18 protein-coding genes, 1 pseudogene and 1 riboswitch are annotated in these 20,705 nt (G+C 71.9%); of the genes and pseudogenes, 10 read left to right on the top strand and 9 right to left on the bottom strand.

Features of this window, described 5'->3' with window-relative positions:
• Window positions 1-127: 127 nt before the first annotated feature.
• From shc to ACFW2Y_RS24965, 6 genes are all read left to right on the top strand, one after another.
• On the top strand, window positions 128-2,110 hold the full coding sequence (gene shc / locus ACFW2Y_RS24940; RefSeq protein ID WP_384883306.1) for a squalene--hopene cyclase: 1,983 nt from the start codon (window positions 128-130) through the stop codon (window positions 2,108-2,110).
• On the top strand, window positions 2,110-2,781 hold the full coding sequence (locus ACFW2Y_RS24945) for a 1-hydroxy-2-methyl-2-butenyl 4-diphosphate reductase (protein WP_384883309.1): 672 nt from the start codon (window positions 2,110-2,112) through the stop codon (window positions 2,779-2,781). The genes shc and ACFW2Y_RS24945 overlap by 1 nt, the downstream gene beginning before the upstream one ends.
• Window positions 2,782-2,788: 7 nt before the next feature.
• Complete coding sequence (gene hpnH, locus ACFW2Y_RS24950; protein WP_384883312.1) at window positions 2,789-3,811, top strand: adenosyl-hopene transferase HpnH; 1,023 nt, start codon at window positions 2,789-2,791, stop codon at window positions 3,809-3,811.
• A 10-nt stretch (window positions 3,812-3,821) separates the two neighbouring features.
• Window positions 3,822-5,207, top strand: a complete 1,386-nt coding sequence (locus ACFW2Y_RS24955; protein ID WP_384883315.1) for an aspartate aminotransferase family protein — start codon at window positions 3,822-3,824, stop codon at window positions 5,205-5,207.
• 75 nt (window positions 5,208-5,282) lie between these two features.
• Complete coding sequence (locus ACFW2Y_RS24960) at window positions 5,283-5,912, top strand: helix-turn-helix domain-containing protein (protein WP_384883318.1); 630 nt, start codon at window positions 5,283-5,285, stop codon at window positions 5,910-5,912.
• A gap of 40 nt (window positions 5,913-5,952) precedes the next feature.
• Complete coding sequence (locus tag ACFW2Y_RS24965) at window positions 5,953-6,108, top strand: DUF6126 family protein (RefSeq protein WP_384883320.1); 156 nt, start codon at window positions 5,953-5,955, stop codon at window positions 6,106-6,108.
• Window positions 6,109-6,123: 15 nt separating this feature from the next.
• Here the strand turns inward: ACFW2Y_RS24965 and ACFW2Y_RS24970 are convergent, their stop codons facing one another.
• On the bottom strand, window positions 6,124-6,945 hold the full coding sequence (locus ACFW2Y_RS24970) for a tyrosine-protein phosphatase (protein WP_384883323.1): 822 nt from the start codon (window positions 6,943-6,945) through the stop codon (window positions 6,124-6,126).
• 360 nt (window positions 6,946-7,305) lie between these two features.
• Window positions 7,306-7,476, top strand: a riboswitch (cyclic di-AMP (ydaO/yuaA leader).
• Window positions 7,477-7,480: 4 nt separating this feature from the next.
• On the opposite strand from ACFW2Y_RS24970, the gene ACFW2Y_RS24975 reads away from it, so the two are divergent.
• The gene (locus ACFW2Y_RS24975) at window positions 7,481-8,440 is read left to right on the top strand and encodes a peptidoglycan DD-metalloendopeptidase family protein (protein WP_384883325.1); all 960 of its coding nucleotides are present in this window, start codon (window positions 7,481-7,483) and stop codon (window positions 8,438-8,440) included.
• Between the two features lie 151 nt (window positions 8,441-8,591).
• A complete protein-coding gene (locus tag ACFW2Y_RS24980; RefSeq protein ID WP_384883327.1) occupies window positions 8,592-9,386 on the top strand; it encodes an SGNH/GDSL hydrolase family protein in 795 nt (264 codons plus the stop codon).
• On the opposite strand, the gene ACFW2Y_RS24985 is transcribed toward ACFW2Y_RS24980, so the two are convergent.
• The 5 genes from ACFW2Y_RS24985 to ACFW2Y_RS25005 are packed head-to-tail and all read right to left on the bottom strand — an operon-like array spanning window position 9,373 to window position 14,674.
• Window positions 9,373-10,311: an STM4011 family radical SAM protein gene (locus ACFW2Y_RS24985; protein ID WP_384883330.1), complete on the bottom strand. Its 939-nt coding sequence runs from the start codon at window positions 10,309-10,311 to the stop codon at window positions 9,373-9,375. The two genes, ACFW2Y_RS24980 and ACFW2Y_RS24985, sit on opposite strands and share 14 nt — an antisense overlap.
• A gap of 10 nt (window positions 10,312-10,321) precedes the next feature.
• Window positions 10,322-11,671 carry an STM4012 family radical SAM protein gene (locus tag ACFW2Y_RS24990; RefSeq protein WP_384883333.1) on the bottom strand — a complete coding sequence of 450 codons (1,350 nt, stop codon included), beginning with the start codon at window positions 11,669-11,671 and terminating at the stop codon, window positions 10,322-10,324.
• A complete protein-coding gene (locus ACFW2Y_RS24995) occupies window positions 11,668-12,489 on the bottom strand; it encodes an STM4013/SEN3800 family hydrolase (RefSeq protein WP_384883351.1) in 822 nt (273 codons plus the stop codon). Before ACFW2Y_RS24995 ends, ACFW2Y_RS24990 begins: the two co-directional genes overlap by 4 nt.
• 11 nt (window positions 12,490-12,500) lie before the next feature.
• Window positions 12,501-13,718, bottom strand: a complete 1,218-nt coding sequence (locus ACFW2Y_RS25000) for an STM4014 family protein (protein WP_384883336.1) — start codon at window positions 13,716-13,718, stop codon at window positions 12,501-12,503.
• A complete protein-coding gene (locus ACFW2Y_RS25005) occupies window positions 13,715-14,674 on the bottom strand; it encodes an STM4015 family protein (RefSeq protein WP_384883338.1) in 960 nt (319 codons plus the stop codon). The genes ACFW2Y_RS25000 and ACFW2Y_RS25005 overlap by 4 nt, the downstream gene beginning before the upstream one ends.
• Before the next feature lie 398 nt (window positions 14,675-15,072).
• On the opposite strand from ACFW2Y_RS25005, the gene ACFW2Y_RS25010 reads away from it, so the two are divergent.
• Window positions 15,073-15,843: an SIMPL domain-containing protein gene (locus ACFW2Y_RS25010; RefSeq protein ID WP_384883340.1), complete on the top strand. Its 771-nt coding sequence runs from the start codon at window positions 15,073-15,075 to the stop codon at window positions 15,841-15,843.
• A 344-nt stretch (window positions 15,844-16,187) separates the two neighbouring features.
• On the opposite strand, the pseudogene ACFW2Y_RS25015 reads toward ACFW2Y_RS25010, so the two are convergent.
• Both ACFW2Y_RS25015 and ACFW2Y_RS25020 read right to left on the bottom strand, forming a co-directional pair.
• Window positions 16,188-16,784: pseudogene (locus tag ACFW2Y_RS25015) on the bottom strand (TetR/AcrR family transcriptional regulator); the annotation flags it as partial.
• Between the two features lie 46 nt (window positions 16,785-16,830).
• A complete protein-coding gene (locus ACFW2Y_RS25020) occupies window positions 16,831-18,027 on the bottom strand; it encodes a Glu/Leu/Phe/Val dehydrogenase dimerization domain-containing protein (protein WP_384883343.1) in 1,197 nt (398 codons plus the stop codon).
• 128 nt (window positions 18,028-18,155) lie between these two features.
• Here ACFW2Y_RS25020 and ACFW2Y_RS25025 point away from each other — a divergent pair, with 128 nt between their 5' ends.
• Entirely contained in the window at window positions 18,156-19,355 is a 1,200-nt protein-coding gene (locus tag ACFW2Y_RS25025) for an MBL fold metallo-hydrolase (protein WP_384883345.1), read from the top strand.
• Between the two features lie 531 nt (window positions 19,356-19,886).
• Here ACFW2Y_RS25025 and ACFW2Y_RS25030 read toward each other — a convergent pair.
• Window positions 19,887-20,507, bottom strand: coding sequence for a TetR/AcrR family transcriptional regulator (locus ACFW2Y_RS25030; protein WP_384883348.1), 621 nt, complete (start codon window positions 20,505-20,507; stop codon window positions 19,887-19,889).
• Between the last annotated feature and the right edge of the window lie 198 nt (window positions 20,508-20,705).

A 20,705-nucleotide genomic window follows, 5' to 3' on the forward strand; every position in this document is an offset into this window, starting at 1 on the left:
TGGTCGTGGGTACGATTTGATCACCAACACCTTGTTATTTGTTGGCTGGGGCCGGGGGGTGCGCCCCGCCACGGGCCGACGGCAGACCCGCAGGAGCAGAAGGAACCGACTGCACGAAGGGGAAGCCATGACAGCGACGACCGACGGAAGCGCCGGGGCCGTGGGCCCCCGGGCAGCCGCGGCCAGCAAGACGAACGACACCGCCGCGCCGGACGAACTCGACGAGAGGGCCGTGAAGGCCGCCGAACGCGCCGTCGAGCACCTGCTCGCCCGGCAGGACGCGGCGGGCTGGTGGAAGGGCGACCTGGAGACCAACGTCACCATGGACGCCGAGGACCTCCTCCTCCGTCAGTTCCTGGGCATCCTCGACGCCCGCACCACCCGGGCCGCCGCCCTCCACATCCGCCGCGAACAGCGCGAGGACGGCGCATGGGCGACCTTCTACGACGGGCCGGGCGAGCTCTCCGCCACCGTCGAGGCCTACGTGGCCCTGCGACTCGCCGGAGATCCGCCCGAAGCTCCGCACATGGCCCGCGCCTCGGCCTGGGTCCGCGCCCACGGCGGCATCGCCTCCACCCGGGTCTTCACCCGGATCTGGCTGGCCCTCTTCGGATGGTGGTCCTGGGAAGACCTGCCGGAGCTACCGCCTGAGCTGCTCTTCCTGCCGAAGTGGTTCCCGCTCAACATCTACGACTTCGGCTGCTGGGCCCGACAGACGATCGTGCCGCTCACCGTGGTCTCCGCGAAGCGCCCGGTGCGCCCGGCCCCGTTTCCGCTGGACGAGCTGCACACCGACCCGAGCCGGCCCCGTCCGCCCCTCCCGCTCGCCCCCGCCACCGGTTGGGACGGCATCTTCCAACGGCTCGACAAGGCGCTGCACGTCTACCACCGCTTCGCCCCGCGCGGAGTGCGCAGCACCGCGATGAACGTCGCCGCCCGGTGGATCGTCGAGCGCCAGGAGAACGACGGGTGCTGGGGCGGCATCCAGCCGCCCGCGGTCTACTCGGTCATCGCCCTGCACCTCCTCGGCTACGACCTCCAGCACCCGGTCATGCGGGCCGGGCTCGCATCGCTCGACCGGTTCGCTGTCTGGCGCGAGGACGGCTCGCGCATGATCGAGGCCTGCCAGTCGCCCGTCTGGGACACCTGCCTCGCCACCATCGCGCTCGCCGACGCGGGGCTCCGCCCGGACCACCCGGCGCTGGTGAAGGCCGTGGACTGGATGCTCGACGAGGAGATCACCCGGACCGGGGACTGGGCGGTGCGTCGCCCCGGACTCCCGCCGGGCGGCTGGGCCTTCGAGTTCCACAACGACAACTACCCCGACATCGACGACACCGCCGAGGTGCTGCTCGCCCTGCGTCGGGTGCGGCACCCCGACCCCGCCCGGGTGGAGGCCGCCATCGCCCGGGGCACCCGCTGGACGCTCGGCATGCAGTCGAAGAACGGAGCCTGGGGCGCCTTCGACGCCGACAACACCAGCGTCTTCCCCAACAAACTGCCGTTCTGTGATTTCGGCGAGGTGATCGACCCGCCCTCCGCCGACGTCACCGCCCACGTGGTGGAGATGCTCGCGTACGAGGGACTCGTCCAACACCCCCGCACCCGCCGCGGCATCGAGTGGCTGCTCGCCGAACAGGAGCCCAACGGCGCCTGGTTCGGCCGCTGGGGAGTCAACCACGTCTACGGCACGGGCTCCGTGCTGCCGGCGCTCGCCGCAGCCGGACTGCCCGGTTCGCACCCCGCGATCCGCCGGGCCGTCGACTGGCTCGGCTCCGTGCAGAACGACGACGGCGGTTGGGGCGAGGACCTCCGCTCGTACCGTGAGGAGCAGCGCGTCGGACAGGGCACCTCCACTGCCTCGCAGACGGCGTGGGCCCTGATCGCCCTGCTCGCCGCCGGTGAGCGCGACTCCGAACCCGTCCGGCGCGGCATCGCCTGGCTGGCGGGGACCCAGCAGGAGGACGGGTCCTGGGACGAACCCCACTTCACCGGCACCGGCTTCCCCTGGGACTTCTCCATCAACTACCACCTCTACCGGCAGGTGTTCCCACTCACGGCGCTCGGACGCTATGCGTACGGGGACCCCTCGCCGCGCAAGGAGGGCTGATGGGGCACGAGCCCGGCCCGGGCGCCGCCCCACCGTTGCTGATCGCCTGCGCGCTCGGCATCGAGCAGTTCGCCCTGCGCCGCGGGGACCGGGGCGACGCGCCGGGCCCGGTGACCGTGCTGCGCACCGGCATGGGACCGGACCGTGCCCGTCGTGCCGTCTCCCGGGCACTCGGCGAGGAGTCCCGTCGGGACGCCGCCGTGATCGCCTCCGGGTTCTGTGCGGGCCTCGCCCCGGGCATGCACCCGGGGGACCTGATCGTCGCCGACGAGACCCGCGGCCCTGAGGGCACCACCCTCTGCACCGGGACCGACGTGCTGGTGAAGGCACTGGTCAGGGCAGTGCCCGGGCGGTCCGTGCACACCGGGCCGCTGATCGGCTCCGACCACGTGGTGCGCGGCCCGGAGCGGGCCGCGCTGAGGGCCGACGGGGCGATCGCCGTCGACATGGAGTCCGCCGCCACCCTCTGCACCGCTCGAACCGCAGGAGCGTTCGGCGAGGGGCCGGACGCCCGCCCGGTTGCGGCCGTCCGGGTGGTCGTGGACGCTCCGGAACATGAACTGGTCCGGATCGGCACGGTGCGCGGGGGAATATCAGCCTTCCGCGTTCTTCGTGCCGTCCTTCCCGCATTCTTCGAATGGCACCGTTCTTTGCTGCTCCCCAGGAGGTGAGCGAGTTATGGCCATGCCGCTCCGTCAGTCCATCCGGGTCGGGACCTACCTCTTCGAACAGAAGCTCCGCAAGCGGGACAAGTTCCCGCTGATCGTCGAGCTGGAGCCGCTCTACGCCTGCAACCTCAAGTGCGAGGGCTGCGGCAAGATCCAACATCCGGCCGGCGTCCTCAAGCAGCGCATGCCGGTCGCCCAGGCGGTCGGCGCGGTCCTGGAGTCCGGCGCCCCCATGGTGTCCATCGCGGGCGGGGAGCCCCTGATGCACCCGCAGATCGACGAGATCGTCCGCCAACTGGTGGCCCGCAGGAAGTACGTCTTCCTCTGCACCAACGCGATGCTGCTGCGCAAGAAGCTGGAGAAGTTCACCCCCTCCCCGTACTTCGCCTTCGCCGTGCACATCGACGGACTGCGCGAGCGGCACGACGAGTCCGTCGCCAAGGAGGGGGTCTTCGACGAGGCGGTGGCCGCCATCAAGGAAGCCAAACGACGGGGCTTCCGGGTCACCACCAATTCGACCTTCTTCAACACCGACACCCCGCAGACCGTCATCGAGGTGCTCAACTTCCTCAATGACGACCTCCAGGTCGACGAGATGATGATCTCGCCCGCCTATGCCTACGAGAAGGCCCCCGACCAGGAGCACTTCCTCGGCGTCGAGCAGACCCGCGAACTCTTCAAGAAGGCCTTCGCCGGTGGGAACCGGCGGCGCTGGCGGCTGAACCACTCACCGCTCTTCCTGGACTTCCTGGAAGGGAAGGCGGACTTCCCCTGCACGGCCTGGGCCATTCCCAACTACTCGCTCTTCGGTTGGCAGCGCCCCTGCTACCTGATGAGCGACGGATACGTCCCCACGTACCGCGAACTGGTCGAGGAGACCGATTGGGACAAGTACGGCCGCGGCAGGGACCCGCGCTGCGCCAATTGCATGGCGCACTGTGGCTACGAGCCCACCGCCGTCCTCGCGACCATGGGCTCCCTCAAGGAGTCCCTGCGCGCGGTCCGCGAGACCGTTTCCGGGAACGAGGCGTGAGGCGGCCGGCATGAGCGGTGAGTTCGACCTGCGGGCGCTGCTCGCCGAGCGCGGCGGCGAGCGGTACGAACTGCACGCCAAGCACCTGAACCACCAGCTGCCGCGCATGCTGCACACCATCGGCTTCGACAAGGTCTACGAGCGCGCCGAGGGGGCCCACTTCTGGGACGCCGACGGCGTCGACCACCTCGACATGCTCGCCGGCTTCGGCGTGATGGGCCTGGGGCGGCACCACCCCGTCGTCCGCAAGGCCCTCCACGACGTCCTGGACGCCCAGCTGGCCGACCTCACCCGCTTCGACTGCCCACCGCTGCCCGGGCTGCTCGCCGAGCGCCTGCTCGCCCACAGCCCACACCTCGACCGGGTCTTCTTCGGGAACAGCGGCACGGAGGCCGTGGAGACCGCCCTCAAGTTCGCCCGGTGCGCCACCGGCCGCCCCAGGGTCCTCTACTGCTCGCACGCCTTCCACGGACTCACCACCGGCTCCCTCTCCGTCAACGGCGAGCGGAGCTTCCGGGACGGCTTCGGCCCGCTCCTGCCGGACACCGCGATCGCCCTCGGTGACCTCGACGCCCTGGAGCGTGAACTGCGCGCGGGCGACGTCGCCGCCTTCGTCGTCGAACCCATCCAGGGCAAGGGGGTCCACGAGGCGCCGCCGGGCTTCTTGCGGGCGGCCCAGGAACTGCTCCACCGGCACGGTGCGCTGCTCATCGCCGACGAGGTGCAGACGGGCCTGGGTCGCACCGGCGACTTCTACGCCTACCAGCACGAAGAGGGCGTCGAACCCGATCTGGTCTGCGTGGCCAAGGCGCTCTCCGGCGGCTACGTGCCGGTCGGGGCCACCCTCGGCAAGGACTGGATCTTCAAGAAGGTCTACTCGTCGATGGACCGGGTCCTGGTCCACTCGGCGAGCTTCGGAGCCAATGCCCAGGCCATGGCGGCCGGGCTCGCCGTGCTCTCGGTCATGGAGGACCAGGACGTCGTCGCCCACGTCCGTCGGACCGGTGGGCTGCTCGCCGGGCGCCTGCAGGAGCTCGTGCCCCGGTACGAGCTCCTGCACGAGGTCCGCGGACGCGGTCTGATGATCGGGATCGAGTTCGGCCGGCCGTCCTCGCTGGGGCTGCGCAGCCGCTGGACGATGCTCCAGGCGGCCCGCAAGGGCCTCTTCGCCCAGATGGTCGTCGTCCCGCTCCTCCAACGGCACCACATCCTCACCCAGGTCTCCGGGGACCATCTGGAGGTGATCAAACTGATCCCGCCGTTGATCATCGACGAGGCGGACGTCGACCGGTTCGTCAGCGCCTTCACCGCGGTCATGGACGATGCCCACGGCGGTGGGGGGCTGCTCTGGGACTTCGGGAAGACACTGGTCAAGCAGGCGGTCGCGCAGCGCTGAAGCCGCACGGCCGGTGCACTTTGCCTCTGAGGCAATAAATTTGCCTCAGAGGAACGGTCCTGGCGGAATGGACGCATGGACCACGCCCCCGGGGCGCCACCCCCGGTCCCCGTCACCCCGGACGTCCTGCCGGACGTCGCTCCGCAGCTGCGGGCCCTGCGCCGCCGCCGGGGGTTCACCCTGGAGGCCGCCGCCCAACGGGCCGGCCTCTCGCCGGCCCACCTCTCACGGTTGGAGACCGGGAACCGGCAGCCCTCGCTCCCGATGTTGCTCGCCCTCGCCCGCATCTACGGTACGACGGTCTCCGAGCTCCTCGGCGAGGCTCCCCCCGAGCGCGATCCGGTGGTGCGGGCGGGCCGTTCCGAGCCGGTCGAGGCCGACGGCTGGGTCTACCGCCAGGCGGGTGGGGCCGGCCGGGCCCTGCAGTGCCTGCGGGTCCACGTGCCGTACGCCACCCGGGCCGACATCGTGCGGGTCCATCCGGGCGAGGAGTGGATCCACGTCCTGGAGGGGCGGGTGCGGCTCGCGCTCGGCGAGGTCGTCCACGTCCTCGACCCCGGGGACAGCGCGCACTTCGACTCGCTGACCCCGCACCGGATCGGCGCCGCCACCCCCGGCGGGGCCGAGCTGCTCTTCGTCCACACCCTGATGCAGAGCCCCGCCGCCGAGCTGTGCCTCGGGGGCGGGACCCCGCACCGGGGCTGATCACGGGCGACTCGTTGAGATCCTCGAAGGAAGGGTTGACATGTCCGACAAATCCGCACCGGTCACCGGTGAAGAGCGCGGCGAGGGCAGGTTCCCCAAGGGGCTCGTGCTCCGCCTCTTCGCCTATTTGATCGCCGGCCACCTCTTCGCCGGCTTCCTCTACCTGCTCTTCCTGATGGGCGGGCAGAACCAGTAGTTCCGCTCGCCGGGCTCATGCGCCGGTGAGCAGCCGCTCCCGCAGGCGTTCGCGGGTCTCCGGAGCCAGCTTCAGTCCTTCCGTGAGGTAGGCGTCCACCGAGCCCCAGGTCGCCCCGATCGTTTCCAGGGCGGCCCGCAGGTACTCCACCCGCGCGTCGAAGAGCGGGCTCAGCAGCTCCATCACCTCGGGGGACATCCCGTCCGGGGCGGTGGAGCTGCGCCGTATCTTGTAGCGGCGGTGCGGGTCGTTCGACTTCACGTAGTCGGCCTCGATCGCGTCCCGCTCCACGTCGACGGCCAGCAGGGTGATCGCGACGGCGAGTCCCGCCCGGTCCTTGCCGGCCGCGCAGTGCATGAGGGCCGGGACGCTCTCCTCCGCCATGGAGTGCAGGATCCGACTGTGCTCCGCGGTGCGCTCGACCACCATCTTCCGGTAGGAATCGGACATTCGGGCGGCTGCCTTGCCGTCGCCGAGGACCTCCCGCAGCCGGGCGACCTCTCCGTCCCTGACCAGCTTCCAGAACTCCTTGCCGTCGGCCGGGTCATTGAGGGGGATGTTCACGTTCCGCACGCCGGGCAGCTCGACGTCCGCGCCCTCGACCTTCCGGTCGGCCTCGTTGCGGAAGTCGAAGACGGTGTGGAGGCCCAGGGAGGCGAGGAAGGCGGCGTCGCGCTCCGTCGCGTGGGCGAGGTGGCCGCTGCGGAAGAGTCGTCCGGGGTGAACGGCGCGCCCGTCCGTCGTCGGCAGGCCGCCCACGTCCCGGAAGTTGCGGACCTCCGTCAGTTCGGGCTCGGTGGCTTCGGTGGGAGGGGTCTGCGGCAGCTGCTGCGTCACGGGCGGGTGCTCCTGTTCTGGCGGTCTGTTCTTGGGGCAATCATCTCGGCCGAGTGCCGTGTGCGCACCCCCCTCGGGGGGTAATGGGCGATCTGTCCGTATTTGGGGGATAGGGGCAACGCGCCCTGATTGAGGGGGAGATGGGGTTCGATGCGTGAGCAGCGTCATAACCGTGACGGAACGTGCCTGATCGTCTTCTTCGAATTCCCTTGGGGAAAAGGAGATCGACAGACCGTCATCCACGGAGGGTGACCGGAATTTCGCCCCAAAGGCAAAGGATTGCGGAGTTCCTGAAAAGTGCGGCTTGTTCGCTCCGGCCCCACTCGTCTAGCGTCGCGCTCACTCCGGACGGACCGCCGAATCCTGCCACCGCCCGGAATCCGCACTCACCCGTACGAGGCAGGAGCGGGGGACCCAGGTAGTACGCCGATCCCTCGACAAGGACGGCTCGGGGTGAAGTCGCGTGAGAACGCGGCCGGACATCTCCAGTCCGAACCCGACAGCTCACCTCGTAGGCGACGGAGAGGAATTCGCCATGCCCGCGAAGGGTAAGCACCGCCGTCCCAAGGTCAACCCGATCACCCGCGGGTTCCTGGCCGCCGGCACCGGAGGCGCCGTCGTCGCCCTCCCGCTCCTCGGAGCCGCCAGCGCCCACGCCGCGCCGGCCCTGCCCGTCGCCGTCCCGGCGAAGGCCGCTGCCGTGGAGGCCGCCCCGGTCGCCGCGAAGGCCGTGCCGAAGACCTACTCCGTGGTCCGGGGCGACTACCTGTCGAAGATCGCCGCCGAGCACCACCTGGCGGGCGGCTGGCAGAAGCTCTACGAGGACAACCGCCAGGTCGTCGGTGAGAACCCCTCGCTGATCCTGCCCGGAATGAAGCTCACCCTCGGTGCGAAGAGCACGGCGAAGGCCCCCGCTCCGAAGGCCCCCGCTCCGAAGGACTCCGCCAGCAGCAAGCGGAGCTCCGGAAAGAACGGCGACGCCCCCCGGGCTTCCCGCAGCAGCGAGCGCGCCTCGGCCCCGGCCGCCGCGACCTCCGCGCCCTCCTCTTCTTCCGCCGCGTCGTCCTCGTCGGCCGGCACGACCTCCTCCTCCGGCTGGTTCGCCCCCGTCAACGGCGGCGTCTCCACCCCGTACCGCGCCTCGGGCTCCATGTGGTCCTCCGGCTACCACACCGGTGTCGACTTCATGGCCTCCACCGGAACCACCGTCGTGGCGGTCGGCCCCGGCACCGTCTACTCCGCGGGCAACGGGGGAGCGTACGGCAACCAGGTCGTCATCCAGCACGCCGACGGCACCTTCTCGCAGTACGCCCACCTCTCCTCGATCTCCGTCTCCGCCGGCCAGACCGTCAGCGGCGGCCAGCAGATCGGCCTCTCCGGCGCGACCGGCAACGTCACCGGCCCGCATCTGCACTTCGAAATGCGCACCGGGCCGGGGTACGGCTCCGACATCGACCCGCTGGCGACCCTGCGCCAGCACGGCGTGAACATCTGACGCCCCGTAACTCCTGGAGGCCCGGCACGTGCGTGCCGGGCCTCCGGCGTATTCCGGCTTGGTGGAATCTTTATCGGTGGCGTATGTCACCCGCCGTCAACCCCTCCTTACGGTCGCGTAGGTCACACCCGAAGGGGAAGGATGTGGTCCCGTGGCAGACGATTCGAGATCAAGAGACAACCACGCATTCGGGTCGTACGCGGCGATCGGTGACAGCTTCACCGAGGGCGTCGGAGACCCCGGCCCCGACGGGGCCTACGTCGGCTGGGCTGACCGCTTCGCGGTCCTGCTCGCCGACCAGCTGCCGGAGCACGACGCCTTCCGCTACGCCAACCTGGCCGTACGCGGACGCCTCCTCGACCAGATCGTGGCGGAACAGGTCCCCCGGGCGAAGGAACTCGCCCCCGACCTGGTGACCTTCTGCGCCGGCGGCAATGACATCATCCGCCCCGGGACGGATCCGGACGACGTGGCCGAGCGCTTCGAACGCGCCGTCGTCGAGCTGACCTCCGCCGTCGGAACCGTCATGGTGACGACCGGTTTCGACACCCGCGAGGTCACGCTCCTCAAGCACCTCCGGGGGAAGATCGCCACCTACAACGGACACGTCCGGGCCGTCGCCGACCGCTACGGCTGTCCGGTCCTCGACCTGTGGTCGCTGAAGTCCGTCCAGGACCGGCGCGCCTGGGACGAGGACCGGCTGCACCTCTCCCCCGAGGGACACACCCGGGTCGCCCTGCGCGCCGCACAGGTCCTCGGCATGCCGGTGCCCGCGGACCCGGACCAGCCGTGGCCGCCGGTCCCGCCGCGCGGCACCCTCGAAGTCCGACGCGACGACATCCACTGGGCCAAGGAGTACCTCGTGCCCTGGATCGGACGCCGGTTGCGCGGCGAGAGCTCCGGAGACCACGTCGAGGCCAAGCGCCCCGACCTCATGCCGCTGTAGTCGGCGGTGCGGCGGGGATCCGCTCCAGGACCCCGCCGGCGAACACGTCGTACAGCGGCAGCGTCTCCAGGTGGACGTAGCCGATGTGACAGTCGCAGACGGCGAGGGGGCAAGCCCGGGGACGCAGGGCGGCGCGGTACGAGCCGTCGTACAGGTTCCCCAGCTCCGCCCGGACGAAGTGGCAGCGCCGCACCGTCCCCTCGCCGTCCACCGAGACCACGGACTCCCCGGTCCGGCAGGGCAGCCCCGCCGAGCGGTGCGGATGCCGGCTGTACGGGAACAAGGGGTCGAGCTCCGTCCAGGCATCGGCCTCCGCGTCGGTGTAGGTGCGCCCCTCGGCCGCGTTCACCCAGAGGTACACGTGCGGGGGCAGCTCCGCCCGCAGCCGGACGGCGTCCTCCCGGTGCTCGGGCAGACCGACCACGCCGACGCTGAAGCGGATGCCCCGTTCGGCGAGCTCCCGGCACCGGGTGAGGAAGCGTTCGTACGGTGTCTGCCCCGGGTGGTAGGTGCACCAGAGCGCCACGCCCTCCGGGTCGGCCTCCGCCAGCCACTCCGTCCTGCAGCTGAGATTGGTCTGGATCGCCACCCGCTCCACGTGCGGGAGCCGGGACAGCTCGACCAGTGCCCGCCGGTACCAGGAGCGCACCAGCCCCTCGCCCCACGGAGTGAAGAGGACGCGCAGCCGGTCACCGGTCTGCGCGGCGACCCAGCCGGTGAACCGTTCGAGCGCCGCCCGGTCCGCACGCAACTGCTCGCGGCTGTCCCGCCGCTTCGCGAAGGGGCAGTACGGGCAGTCGAAGTCGCAGGAGGAGAGCGGTCCCCGGTAGAGCAGCGTCAGGTCCGTGCCCGAGGGCGGGCCCGGGGCCGGAAGCGGGCGTGCGGTCGGCTGGAGGCCCTTGTCCGGGCGTCGGCTCAGATCCATGCCGACCCCGCTACTTCGCCTCGTACGCGGCCATCGCGGCGCGCACGGCGGGGGAGAAGAGCCGGGGACCGAGACCGTCGGAGTGGGCGAGCCCCTCCGGTGACAGCCGCAGCACGCCCCTCGGGGCGTCCGCGTCCAGCCAGCCGTACGCCTCGAAGGAGGAGAGCTCGGGGCCGAAGTCCGCGAACGGCGAGGATCCGAACCGCTCCTCGTATCCGGCGAGCGGCATGCCCTCGGCCTGGAGCAGCGACTGCAGCAGATGGCGGCGACGCGCCTCCTGCCCGCCCACCGCCCGGCCCACCTCGGCGCGGGAGAAGTCCTCCGTCGCGGTGTAGGCGTCGATGATCGAGCGGACCTCCCGCATGTCGACGGCGTAGTCGAAGGAGTAGTGCAGGGCGGAGGTGTACGAGCGGGCCCCACAGCCCAGGCCGATCATGCCGTCCGTCTGACAGGCGTGGTCCTCCGGGCCGGCGGGGGCGGCGTCCGCGCGGCGGAACATCCGCATCGACACCTGCTCGTAGCCCTGGGAGAGGAGGTGGTCCCGGCCGGAGCGGTAGAGGCGCAAACGCTGCTCGTCCCACTCCCGGTCGGCGGCTTCCGGGTCCTGGATCCGGCCGAGCCCGGTGAGCGGGCGCACGTACAGCGGATAGAGGTAGAGCTCCTCGGGCCGCCAGGCGAGGGCGGCGTCCAGCGAGACCCGCCAGGACCGCTCCGTCTGTCCGTCGATGCCGTAGATCAGGTCGATGTTCAGGACGGGCACCCCGGTGTCCCGGATCCGACCGAGCGCCGCCTCGACGTCTGCCCGGCGCTGCGGCCGGACGGCGGCCCGGGCCTCCGCTTCGACGAAGCTCTGCACCCCGATGCTGAGCCGGGTCGCACCCCGCTCGGCGAGGACCGCGAGCCGGTCGGCAGTGGCGGTCGCCGGTGAGGTCTCCACCGAGAGCGGCACCGCCCGCAGGTCCGCCCCCATGCGCTTCTCGGCGATGTCGCACAGCCGGGTCAGTTCGTCGGCGGTCAGGAAGGTGGGCGTGCCGCCGCCGAACGCGGCCGTGGCGAAGCGCACCGGTGCCGCGTCCCCGAGGGCCTCGCGGACGGCGAGGGCCTGTCGATCGAGGGCGTCGAGGTAGCGACCGGTCAGCCCCTCCGGGGCGCCGACCCGGGTGAAGAGGTTGCAGAAACCGCAGCGGACCTCGCAGAACGGTACGTGCGCGTACAGCGAGAGGGCGTCCTTCGGCTCGTCGGCCCAGAGCGCGGACAGCTCCGGGCGCTCCGGGAGCATGCGGTACGCCGTCTTGTGCGGATAGGCGTAGACGTAGCTCTGGTAGGGCCGGGGACGGGGGGAAGCGGACGAGACGCTCATGCGGCGACCTCCCCGTCGGGTCCCGGCAGGACGAACTGGGCGTAAGGAACGGTCCACACGCTCTCGTGGCCCAGCCGGTGGCCGGTGAACCCGTCCTCCCCGTACGCGGTCCCGTGGTCGGAACAGACGATGGCGAAGCAGGGGCGGCGGCTGCTCATCGCGGTGAAGAGCCGTCCCACGTGAAGGTCGACGTACTCCAGCGCGGCGGCGTGGCTCGCCCGGGAGTCCCCCGACTCGGGGGTTGCCCCCGGCAGGTGGAACCAGTTGGGCTGGTGCAGCGCCGACGCGTTCAGGAAGAGGAAGAGCCGTTCCTCACGGGGGAGTCCGACGACCACTTCTTCGGCGCGTGTGACCTGGGACTCGAAGGACGTCGGGGAGGCGACGCCGAAGGAGGGCTCCCAGTGGCTCTCCTGGAACAGGGCGGGGAGCACCGAGCCCAGGGGCGGCCGTTTGTTGAAGAAGCCGACGCCGCCGATGCAGACCGTGTGGTACCCCTCGGCCGCCAGCGCGGACACGAAGTCGGGGGTGTCGTGCACCCAGGTGCCCTCGGCGGTCGACTCGCTGCCCGCGAAGCGGGCCGCGAACAGCCGGGGATGGGGCCCCTGTGCCGCGGGAGTCGGCAGGAAGCCGGCGAAGATCGCCTGGTGGGAGGCGTAGGTGAAGCTCCCGGGGGCGTGCCGCCGCTCCCAGGTGCCGCCGGGCAGGTGGCGTGCCAGGTTCGGTAGGCGGCCTGCCGACGCCAATTCTGCGGCCACGTCGTAGCGAAGGGTGTCGAGGGTGACCAGGAGCAGGTCGTGGCTGCCGACGATCGCGTTCATGTCGGGCTGGTTCACGTGGTGCTCGTTCCTGTGGTGCGGGGGACAAGGGGCGTGTCGGTGAAGGGCGGGGCGGCGGAGCCGGGAAGGTCGGGTGCGGCAGCGCCGTGGTGGGGGCGGACGCCGTCGCGGGAGCTCGTGAAGACCGCCGCGACCTGCGCCGCATAGGTGTCCATTCCCTCGGCACCGCTGCCGGGCAGACCCGTCAGACCGGGCAGCAGATCGCCGAAGGCGTTCACCTCGCCCACGGAGAAGCCGCGCCAACCGTGCAGGGGCAGCAGGTCGACCCCCACGCAGCGGGTGCCGGGGAAGACGGCCGCGGCGCGCTCGCACACGCCGAGCGCCTCCGTCCACCGGCCGCCCGCCGCCTCGATCGCCGCCCGGGCGGCACCCAGATCGCCCCGGGCACCTCCCAGGTGCAGATTGGTCATCGGGGAGCGGCTGGTCCGCACCACGGCATGGGTGGCCCGGCCGTCGATCACCACCACCCGGAGATCGGCGGCCCGGCCGCCCTGGGTGGCCTTCGGCAGCCACCGCTCGACGTGCAGCCCGTCCGGGGCGAGGGCGTCCACGATGGCGGCGACCTCCCGCTCGTCGGTGTAGCGCCGCACCCGCAGGGAGTTGAAGAGCCGGCCGTCGGGGGCGCGCTCCACCGAAGTGGTGGCCTGGAAACGACCCGCACCGTTCGTCTCCACCGCGAGCACCCCCGAGGCTGAGGAGCCGTGCGCGAGCTTCACGAACACCCGGCGCAGACCGGGCTCGGCGGTCAGCGCCCTGACGTCCGCCCAGCCCCGCACCTCCGGAGCCAGCGGCCCCGAGGTCGGTGACGGGGGTACGGGCACTCCGGCCGCGCTCAGCAGGCCGTGGCCCAGTCGCTTGTCGAAGAGGACCGCGAGCTCGGACGGGTCGTCCACGAGGACGGCCCTCGCCGCCTCCGCACCGCGGGCGAGGTCCGCCACGGCGGCGACGAACCGTCCGTACCACGGGCCGGTGCCCTCGACCCGGGCCGGATCGTCGACGTCGCGCAGCAGCCGGTCCGCGGCCGGGTCCCCGCCGGGCGAGTCCAGGCGGACGATCTCGCCCGGCGCGAACCCCGCCCGGCCCCGCAGCACCTCGGGCCAGGACACCGCCCGCGCCCCCGGCAGCCCGGCGGCGCGCAGTGCGTCCTGGAAGAGGGTGACGCGGCGACCGGCCGGATCGCCGACGACCACGGGGCGCGGCCCGGAGGTCATTCGGCGACCGCGACGTAGCGCCAGACGTCCCCGTCGCCGTCGTCCTCCGCTTGCTGGGGGTCATCGAGGACGAGCGTCACGCCGTGCGGGACGAGTGCGGCCGTGAGCCGCTCCTGCATCGGCTCCGACAGGTAGTGGTGGGAGAGGTCGAGGCGGGTGAGGTGGGTCAGCGGCTGCCCGTCGAGGAGCGCCGCCGCGCCCTCGTCGGTGAGTACGCCCAGGGAGAGGTCGAGCTCTTCGATCCGGGCCACGACCGGGGCACCCGCCACCGCGGCGGCGACCGCGTCCTGGACCACGCTGTTGCGCAGGCCCAGGCGGCGCAGGGAGGGGAAGGCCGTGCCGGCGAGCAGCGGTCCCAGGTCCTCGGGGGTGCTGTCACCGCCGTACTCGTCGGTGCCGAGCCAGAGTTCCATCCCTTCCAAGGAGGGCAGGTCACTGCCCGCGATGCCCCGCACCACCTCGGCCCCCAGGCCTCCGGTCTCCACGACCAGGGACTTCAGGGCGGTGTGACGGACCGGCGGGAAGGCCAGTTCGGAACCGCCGCGCACCCCGAGCCCTTCGAGGTCCGGGTAAGCGGCGAGCAGGGGCGTCACATCGGACTGGACGATCCACGAGATCTCGCAGTCCTCGGAGACCATGTCTCCGACGAAGACCGCCGCCAGGCCCGTCAGCCGGGTGTTGGCGCCGACCAGGGCAGCGATGACGTCGGCGGACGAGTTCTCGTACGCCTCGTCCCAGCCGCCGATGACGAGGGCCCGCACCCGGTCCGCGTCGACCTCCTTCAGGAACCGCTCGAACTGCGGCACCCACTGCTCGTCCTTGGGATTGGAGTACGTCGGGGCGGAGATCCGCCAGGCGACCGCCTCCGCATCGGGCAACTTGACCCGGGCCTCCGCACCGGGGAAGTCGAACACCGGCAGTCCGTGGAATTCCTGCAGGTGGTTGACGAGGATCATGACGGTGCTCCAGACGACGGACGACGAGGGGCGGCTGACGGAAAGAGTTCTACCAAGCCCCACCGACAGCGCACCGTGTCGGGGCGCTCCCGACGGAACGTCAGTCCCGGGACCCGGCGTCGTTCCCGTGTTCGGCCGTCCGTGCCGGCCGGAGGGGAGAGCCGTGCACCGGCAGGGGGACGTCCTGGTCGCGCCCGCCGCGGAGGTGGCCGTTCCGCAGTGGCCGAAGGAAGCGGCGGGCGGACCGGGGGAGCCCCGTCCGCCTCCCCGGCGCGGCCATTGGTGCGGAGAGGTGAAGGAAGCCGCTGGTCAGGAGTGGCGTGCCGGGGGCAGCGGCGTCGGGTGCTGGGATGTGCCCGCCGGAGGCCCGGCATTCACCCACCTCGAAAGGACCGCCTGTGACGATCTGCCTGCCCAGAGCCGCCCGTACCGTCCGTCTGTGTGCCGCCACCGCCCTGCTCGGCGGCCTCCTCGCCGGAACCGCGGCCCCTGCCCTGGCGCTGTCCCCGGGGCGCACCGCCCACCGCACCGTCGCGGAGGAGGCTGCTCCGGCCACCGTCACCGTCGCCGGCAGCGGACGGTCGTCCGCCGCACCCGACCTGGCGATCCTGTCCGCCGGGGTCGAGGCCGCCCGTCCCACGGCGAAGGAAGCGATGGCGGCGCAGAGCACCGCGGCCGAGGTCCTCCTCGCCGTCCTGCACAAGCAGGGGGTCGGTGACCGGGACATCCGCACCGACAGCCTCTCGCTCGTTCCGGTCTACACCCAGACCAAGGACGGGGAGAGCAAGGTGACCGGTTATCAGGCGGTGCAGTCCTTCTCGGTGAAGGTCAGGGACCTCGACAGGACCGGTCAGGTCATCGGCGCCGCCAATGAGGCGATGGGGGACGAGGGGCGCATCAACGGCGTCGTCTTCGACGTCGCCGACCCGTCGGCGTTGCGGGCGAAGGCCCGTGAGGCCGCCTACCGGGACGCGTACGAGAAGGCCTCACAGCACGCCCGGTTGAGCGGTCACCGGCTCGGCCGGCTCGTCTCGCTGAGCGAGGGGGAGTCCGTGCGCCCCGGACCCGGTGCCGCGACCGGAGTCTCCACGGACGAGCCGGGCGTTCCCACCGCGCCCGGCGAGATCGAGGAGCAGGTCACCGTCTCCGCGGTCTTCGAACTGGTCTGACCCGATGCGGTGCGGTCGTCCGTCCCCGGGCGTGCGGTGGGGTTCCGGCGGGGCGCCCGGGGCGGACGACGTCGTCCGCAACGCCCCTCGCGCCGTTCCGGCGGTGCACCCGCCGGGGGGGCGGGGCCGGGCGAGGTCCGCAACGGCGCTCACACCCGGGCGTGCGACGGTGCCCCCGTCGATGTCGTCCCCGCCCGGTCGCCGGGACCTCCGGAGACCGAGGCCCCGGCCGGACCTCCGGCCGTGCTCGTCCGCACGGGGGCGACCGGCTCCCCGCCGGCGCCCGGCCCCGGAGGAGGGGGAGCTTCACCGCGGTCCCCCCCGCCCGACGGTCCTTGGCGGGCCTCGTCCGGCAGCTCCAGCTCCCTGACGAGTGCCTCGTCCGCCCAGCGCAGCATCGCGGCGCGGGAGAGGGAGCCCGGGTAGACCGTCGTCTGGACGGCGAGGCCGTCGAGGAAGGCGGTCAGTCGCCAGGCAGCCGCGGCCGGGTCCGCACAGCGGAACTCCCCGGCGGCAGTTCCTTCCGCGATCACCCGCGTCAACGCCGCCTTCCACTCCTGGTCGAGGGAGGCGGCGACCCGGCGCAGCTCCGGGTCGCGCAGCGAGGCGGCCCACCCCTCGATCCACAGCCGCCATCCCTTGGCCTGGCCGGTCGGGGCGTACCAGCGGACGGCGGACCGCAGCCGCCGCAGTGCCGTCGAGCGCCGCCCGAGCAGTCGCCGCAGGTGGGCGAGATCGGCCTCGGCCGCGTGTCGGAAGGCTGCGGCGACCAGCTGTTCCTTCGACGAGAAGTGGTAGAGGACGAGCGCATTGCTCACCCCGAGCGCGGCGGCCACATCGGAGATCCGAACGGCCGCCACACCGCGCGCTTCGATCTGGTCGACGGCCGCCCGGACCAGCTCCTCACGCCGTTCGGCCACGTTCAACCGCACTCTTGCCACGTCGTGCAGCCTACACAGCGCGTGACACGGGTGCGCTCGTCGTCCGTCACCCGGTGGGTTCGCCTTCGTACCAGCCGTAGCGCGCGGCGATCGTCGGCAGCCGCTCCTCCACCAGCGCGTGCGCCGCGGCGCGCGGGCTGATGCCGTCCGCATCCGCCCGGTCGAGGACCCCGCCGACGAGCGTCCGCATGGACCGTCGCACCCGTGCGAAGGCCTGGTCGGCATCGGCCTCGACGTCGCCGAAGAGCGTCCACCACCACCAGGCGTTGGTGCACGAGTTCACCACCACGTCCGGGAGCACGGTCACCCTCCGCGCGGCCAGCGCTTCCTCGGCCTCCGGCAGGACCGGCATGTTGGCCGCCTCCGCGATCCAGCGAGCGGTGATCCGGTGCTGGTTCGCGGTGTCGATCGCGTACGAGACGGCCGCGGGCACCAGGACGTCGGCGTCCACCGCAAGCCAGGCGGTGCCCGGCTCCTCGCGGTCGCCGGCCCGGAGCGCAGAGCGGTCCACGGTCCCGTGGTGGTCCCGGGCTGCGAGCAGTGCCTCGACGTCCAGGCCGTCGGGGTTCACGATCGTGCCACGGACGTCGGCGACGGCCACCACCCTGAGCCCGGCCCGCGCCAAGAACCGGGCGGTCGCCCCGCCCATCGTCCCGAACCCCTGTACGGCCGCACGCGTCCCCACACGCTGCTGCCCGACCCGGTCGAGCGCGACCAGTACGGACTCGGCGACCCCGTGGCCACCGACCAACCCGTCGAGCCCGATGCCGTCCACCTCGATCGCGAAGGCGTCGGCGAGCCGCTTCCGGGCTTCCGCCTCGTCCTCCAGCAGAGGGAACACGGCCTGCACCGAGGAGACGAGCCCCACCTCGGCCGCGGCGCGGTCCACCAGGTCCTGGGTGAGCCCGAGGTCCTCTCCGGTGGTCCAGAACCGCTCGACGTAGGGCCGCATCGCGCGCAGATAGCGGACGAGGACGCCGTACGCCTGCGGCGAACGGGGGTCACAGTCGATGCCGCCCTTGGCGCCGCCCAGCGGGACGTACCGTGCGGCGGGGTCGTAGTGCAGCGCCTCCTTCATGGTCATTCCGCGGGCGAGCCCCGCGACCTCCGCCGCCGTGCACCCCGCCCGCATCCGCAGGCCTCCGCTGGCCACCCCGCGCACCAGTCGGTCGATCACCAGATGGCCCCGGTGTCCGGTCACGTGGTCGGTCCAGTCGACGGACAGGAGGGGGGTGGGGTGCATCGTGGACCTCCTCGGCAAGGGCGGGCCGCTCGGCCCTACTGAATGACGGTTCAGTATGACCGACCGTCCCGGCCACGTGTGGCCCCGCCCGCCCATAATGGAACGACCCCCAGAGATCAGGAGGTCCTGTGACCGGTACCGGCTCCGACCGTTCCCCGTGGGCCCGGCTGCGCGCACTGCGCCCCGAGTCCTTCGGCGCGGAACCCACGGGCGAGCGCCTCGCCCGCATCCGCCGCTCGCCGAACTTCGCGAACGGGATCTTCCAGAACCCCGAATCGGCGCGGCGAGTCCCCTCCGGGTCCACCTTCGAACTCGCCAAGACCTATTTCGAGAAGGAAGGGCGCGCCCACCGCGCCCCCACCGGCGCGATCCCCGTCCACCCGACGACCCTGGCCGACATCGCCAAACCGCCCGCCACCGGCCTCCGCCTCACCTGGATGGGGCACTCCGGGGTCCTCGCGGAGATCGACGGCCACCGGGTCCTCTTCGACCCGGTCTGGGGCGACCGCTGCTCGCCCTTCCCCTTCGCCGGCCCCAAGCGGCTCCACCCGGTGCCGGTGCCACTCGCCGCCCTCGGTCCGGTCGACGTCGTGGTCATCTCCCACGACCACTACGACCACCTCGACCTGCCGACGATCAAGGCGCTCGCCACCACCGACACGGTCTTCGCGGTGCCCCTCGGCGTCGGTGCACACCTGGAGCACTGGGGAGTGTCCGCCTCCCGGCTGCGAGAACTGGACTGGAACGAATCGACCGGGATCGGCGAGCTGCGGCTGACCGCCACCCCGGCCCGGCACTTCTGCGGCAGGGGGCTGCGCAACACGCAGCACACCCTGTGGGCCTCCTGGGTGGTGCAGGGGCCCGCCCACCGGATCTTCCACAGCGGGGACACCGGCTACTTCTCCGGTTTCCGCGACATCGGCGCCGCCCATGGCCCCTTCGACGCCACCATGATCCAGATCGGTGCGTACTCGGAGTTCTGGACGGACATCCACATGACTCCGGCCGAGGGGATCCGGTCCCACCTGGACCTCCAGAGCGGCGGTCCGGGCGGGGTGCTGCTCCCGATTCACTGGGGGACCTTCAACCTCGCCCCGCACGCATGGGCGGAGCCGGGGGAATGGACGAGGGACGCGGCCGAGGAGGTCGGCCAGGCGGTGGCGTTCCCGCGCCCCGGCGAGCCCTTCGAGCCCTCGGGGAAGCTTCCCTCCGACCCGTGGTGGCGCGGGGTGTCCCGGCCCATTGCCCACCCGTGGCGTCGCCCCCGACCCGCCGAGGTCGTCGCCGAGCCGCGCAGCGAAGATCTCGACCTCGCGGGCGAGCGGTGACGCCGATGGGGAAGGGCCCTGTCCGGGGGTGCGCGACTGCGGGAGCATCTCTCCGCTGAAGGGGTCGGACGGGCGCTGCGGGCCCCGGACGGTGCGTCTCGTGGAGAGAGGCCGGCGGGCGGGCGCCGGTTCGTCCGGACGTCCCGTGCCACGGGCGACTTGCCGTTGGTGCCGACGAGGTCGGGGCGGGAGGGCCGACTCGCGCTGCTGCCCGGCCCCGTCCGTGGACTTCTCGATCACGCCGACCCGTGATGTCGGGCAGGGCCGGCGGGTGTCGCACCGGGGTCGAACGGGGGGAGGCCCTGGGCAGGGGTACCGCCGGGGACGCGTGTGCCGGAAGCTCGGGCGCTGCGGCGCGGAAGGTTCGGTCGGTGGCCGCCGGGAAGGCGGCGTGTCGCACGGAGGCGGCGAGGGCGGGGCCGAGCCGGGCGGCAGGGGCAAGTGACGGTGCGGCCGGACGGACGACCGTCGGTTCCGGCACGGTGCGGAAGGGGTGGGGCGTCGTACGGGGAGCCGTATCCACTCCGTGGGTCAGCTCCGGGGCGTGGAGATCCCGTGGAGCACCAGGTCGCACAGGAGGTGGAGTTCGCCCTGTAGGTCGAACGACTTCTCGTCCTGGCGGGACCAGCGGTAGAGGGTGCCGAGGTAGCCGTCGCGCAGGAGGTGGCCGGCTCGCCGGGTGTTCGCCCGCGCGGGGATCTCGCCCCGCTGCCTGGCCTCTTCCAGGATGTCGGCGAAGATCCGTGCCGCGAAGGGCTCCTCGTCCATGGGGCGGCCTGCCTTGACCCAGGCCGAGAGCATCACCTGCGTCACGGCGCGCTCGCTCTCGTTGAGGTCGGCCAGGGCGTTCATGCAGCGTTCCAGGGACAGTTGGACGGTGCCCCGGGCGTCGTCATCGGGCTCCTGCAGCCTGGCCTCCAGGTGTGAGCGGCGGTGCTCTCCCCATGCGTCGATGAGGTCTTCCTTGCGCTGGAAGTAGTTGAAGAAGGTGCGGCGGGCCACGTCGGCCTCCTCCGCGATCTCGTCCACGGAGGTCTGCTCGTACCCCTTCTCCACGAAGAGCTTCAAAGCGGCTTCGTAGAGGCGGCTCTTGACACGCATCTTGTTGCGCTCACGGCGCCCGATGGGTGGGGCGACGAAGGTGTCGTCCATGGCTGCTCCTGCTTCGGGGGTTCGGCTGTGGGATGCCTGCCGCGCCCTGGTCGAAGCGGCAGCTCGCCGGACCCGTCGTCGGCTACCTGCGGGAAAATAGTTGTACCACAGTGCATGAATGCCTGCGAGTTCACAATTGAAAGGTGGCCGATTGTTGTATTGTGCGAAGCTCGGCCGGTTGGTGGGCAATGAGCCCAC

This window comes from Streptomyces sp. NPDC058877 (assembly GCF_042742855.1).
In the GTDB taxonomy this organism is placed as follows: Bacteria; Actinomycetota; Actinomycetes; order Streptomycetales; family Streptomycetaceae; genus Streptomyces.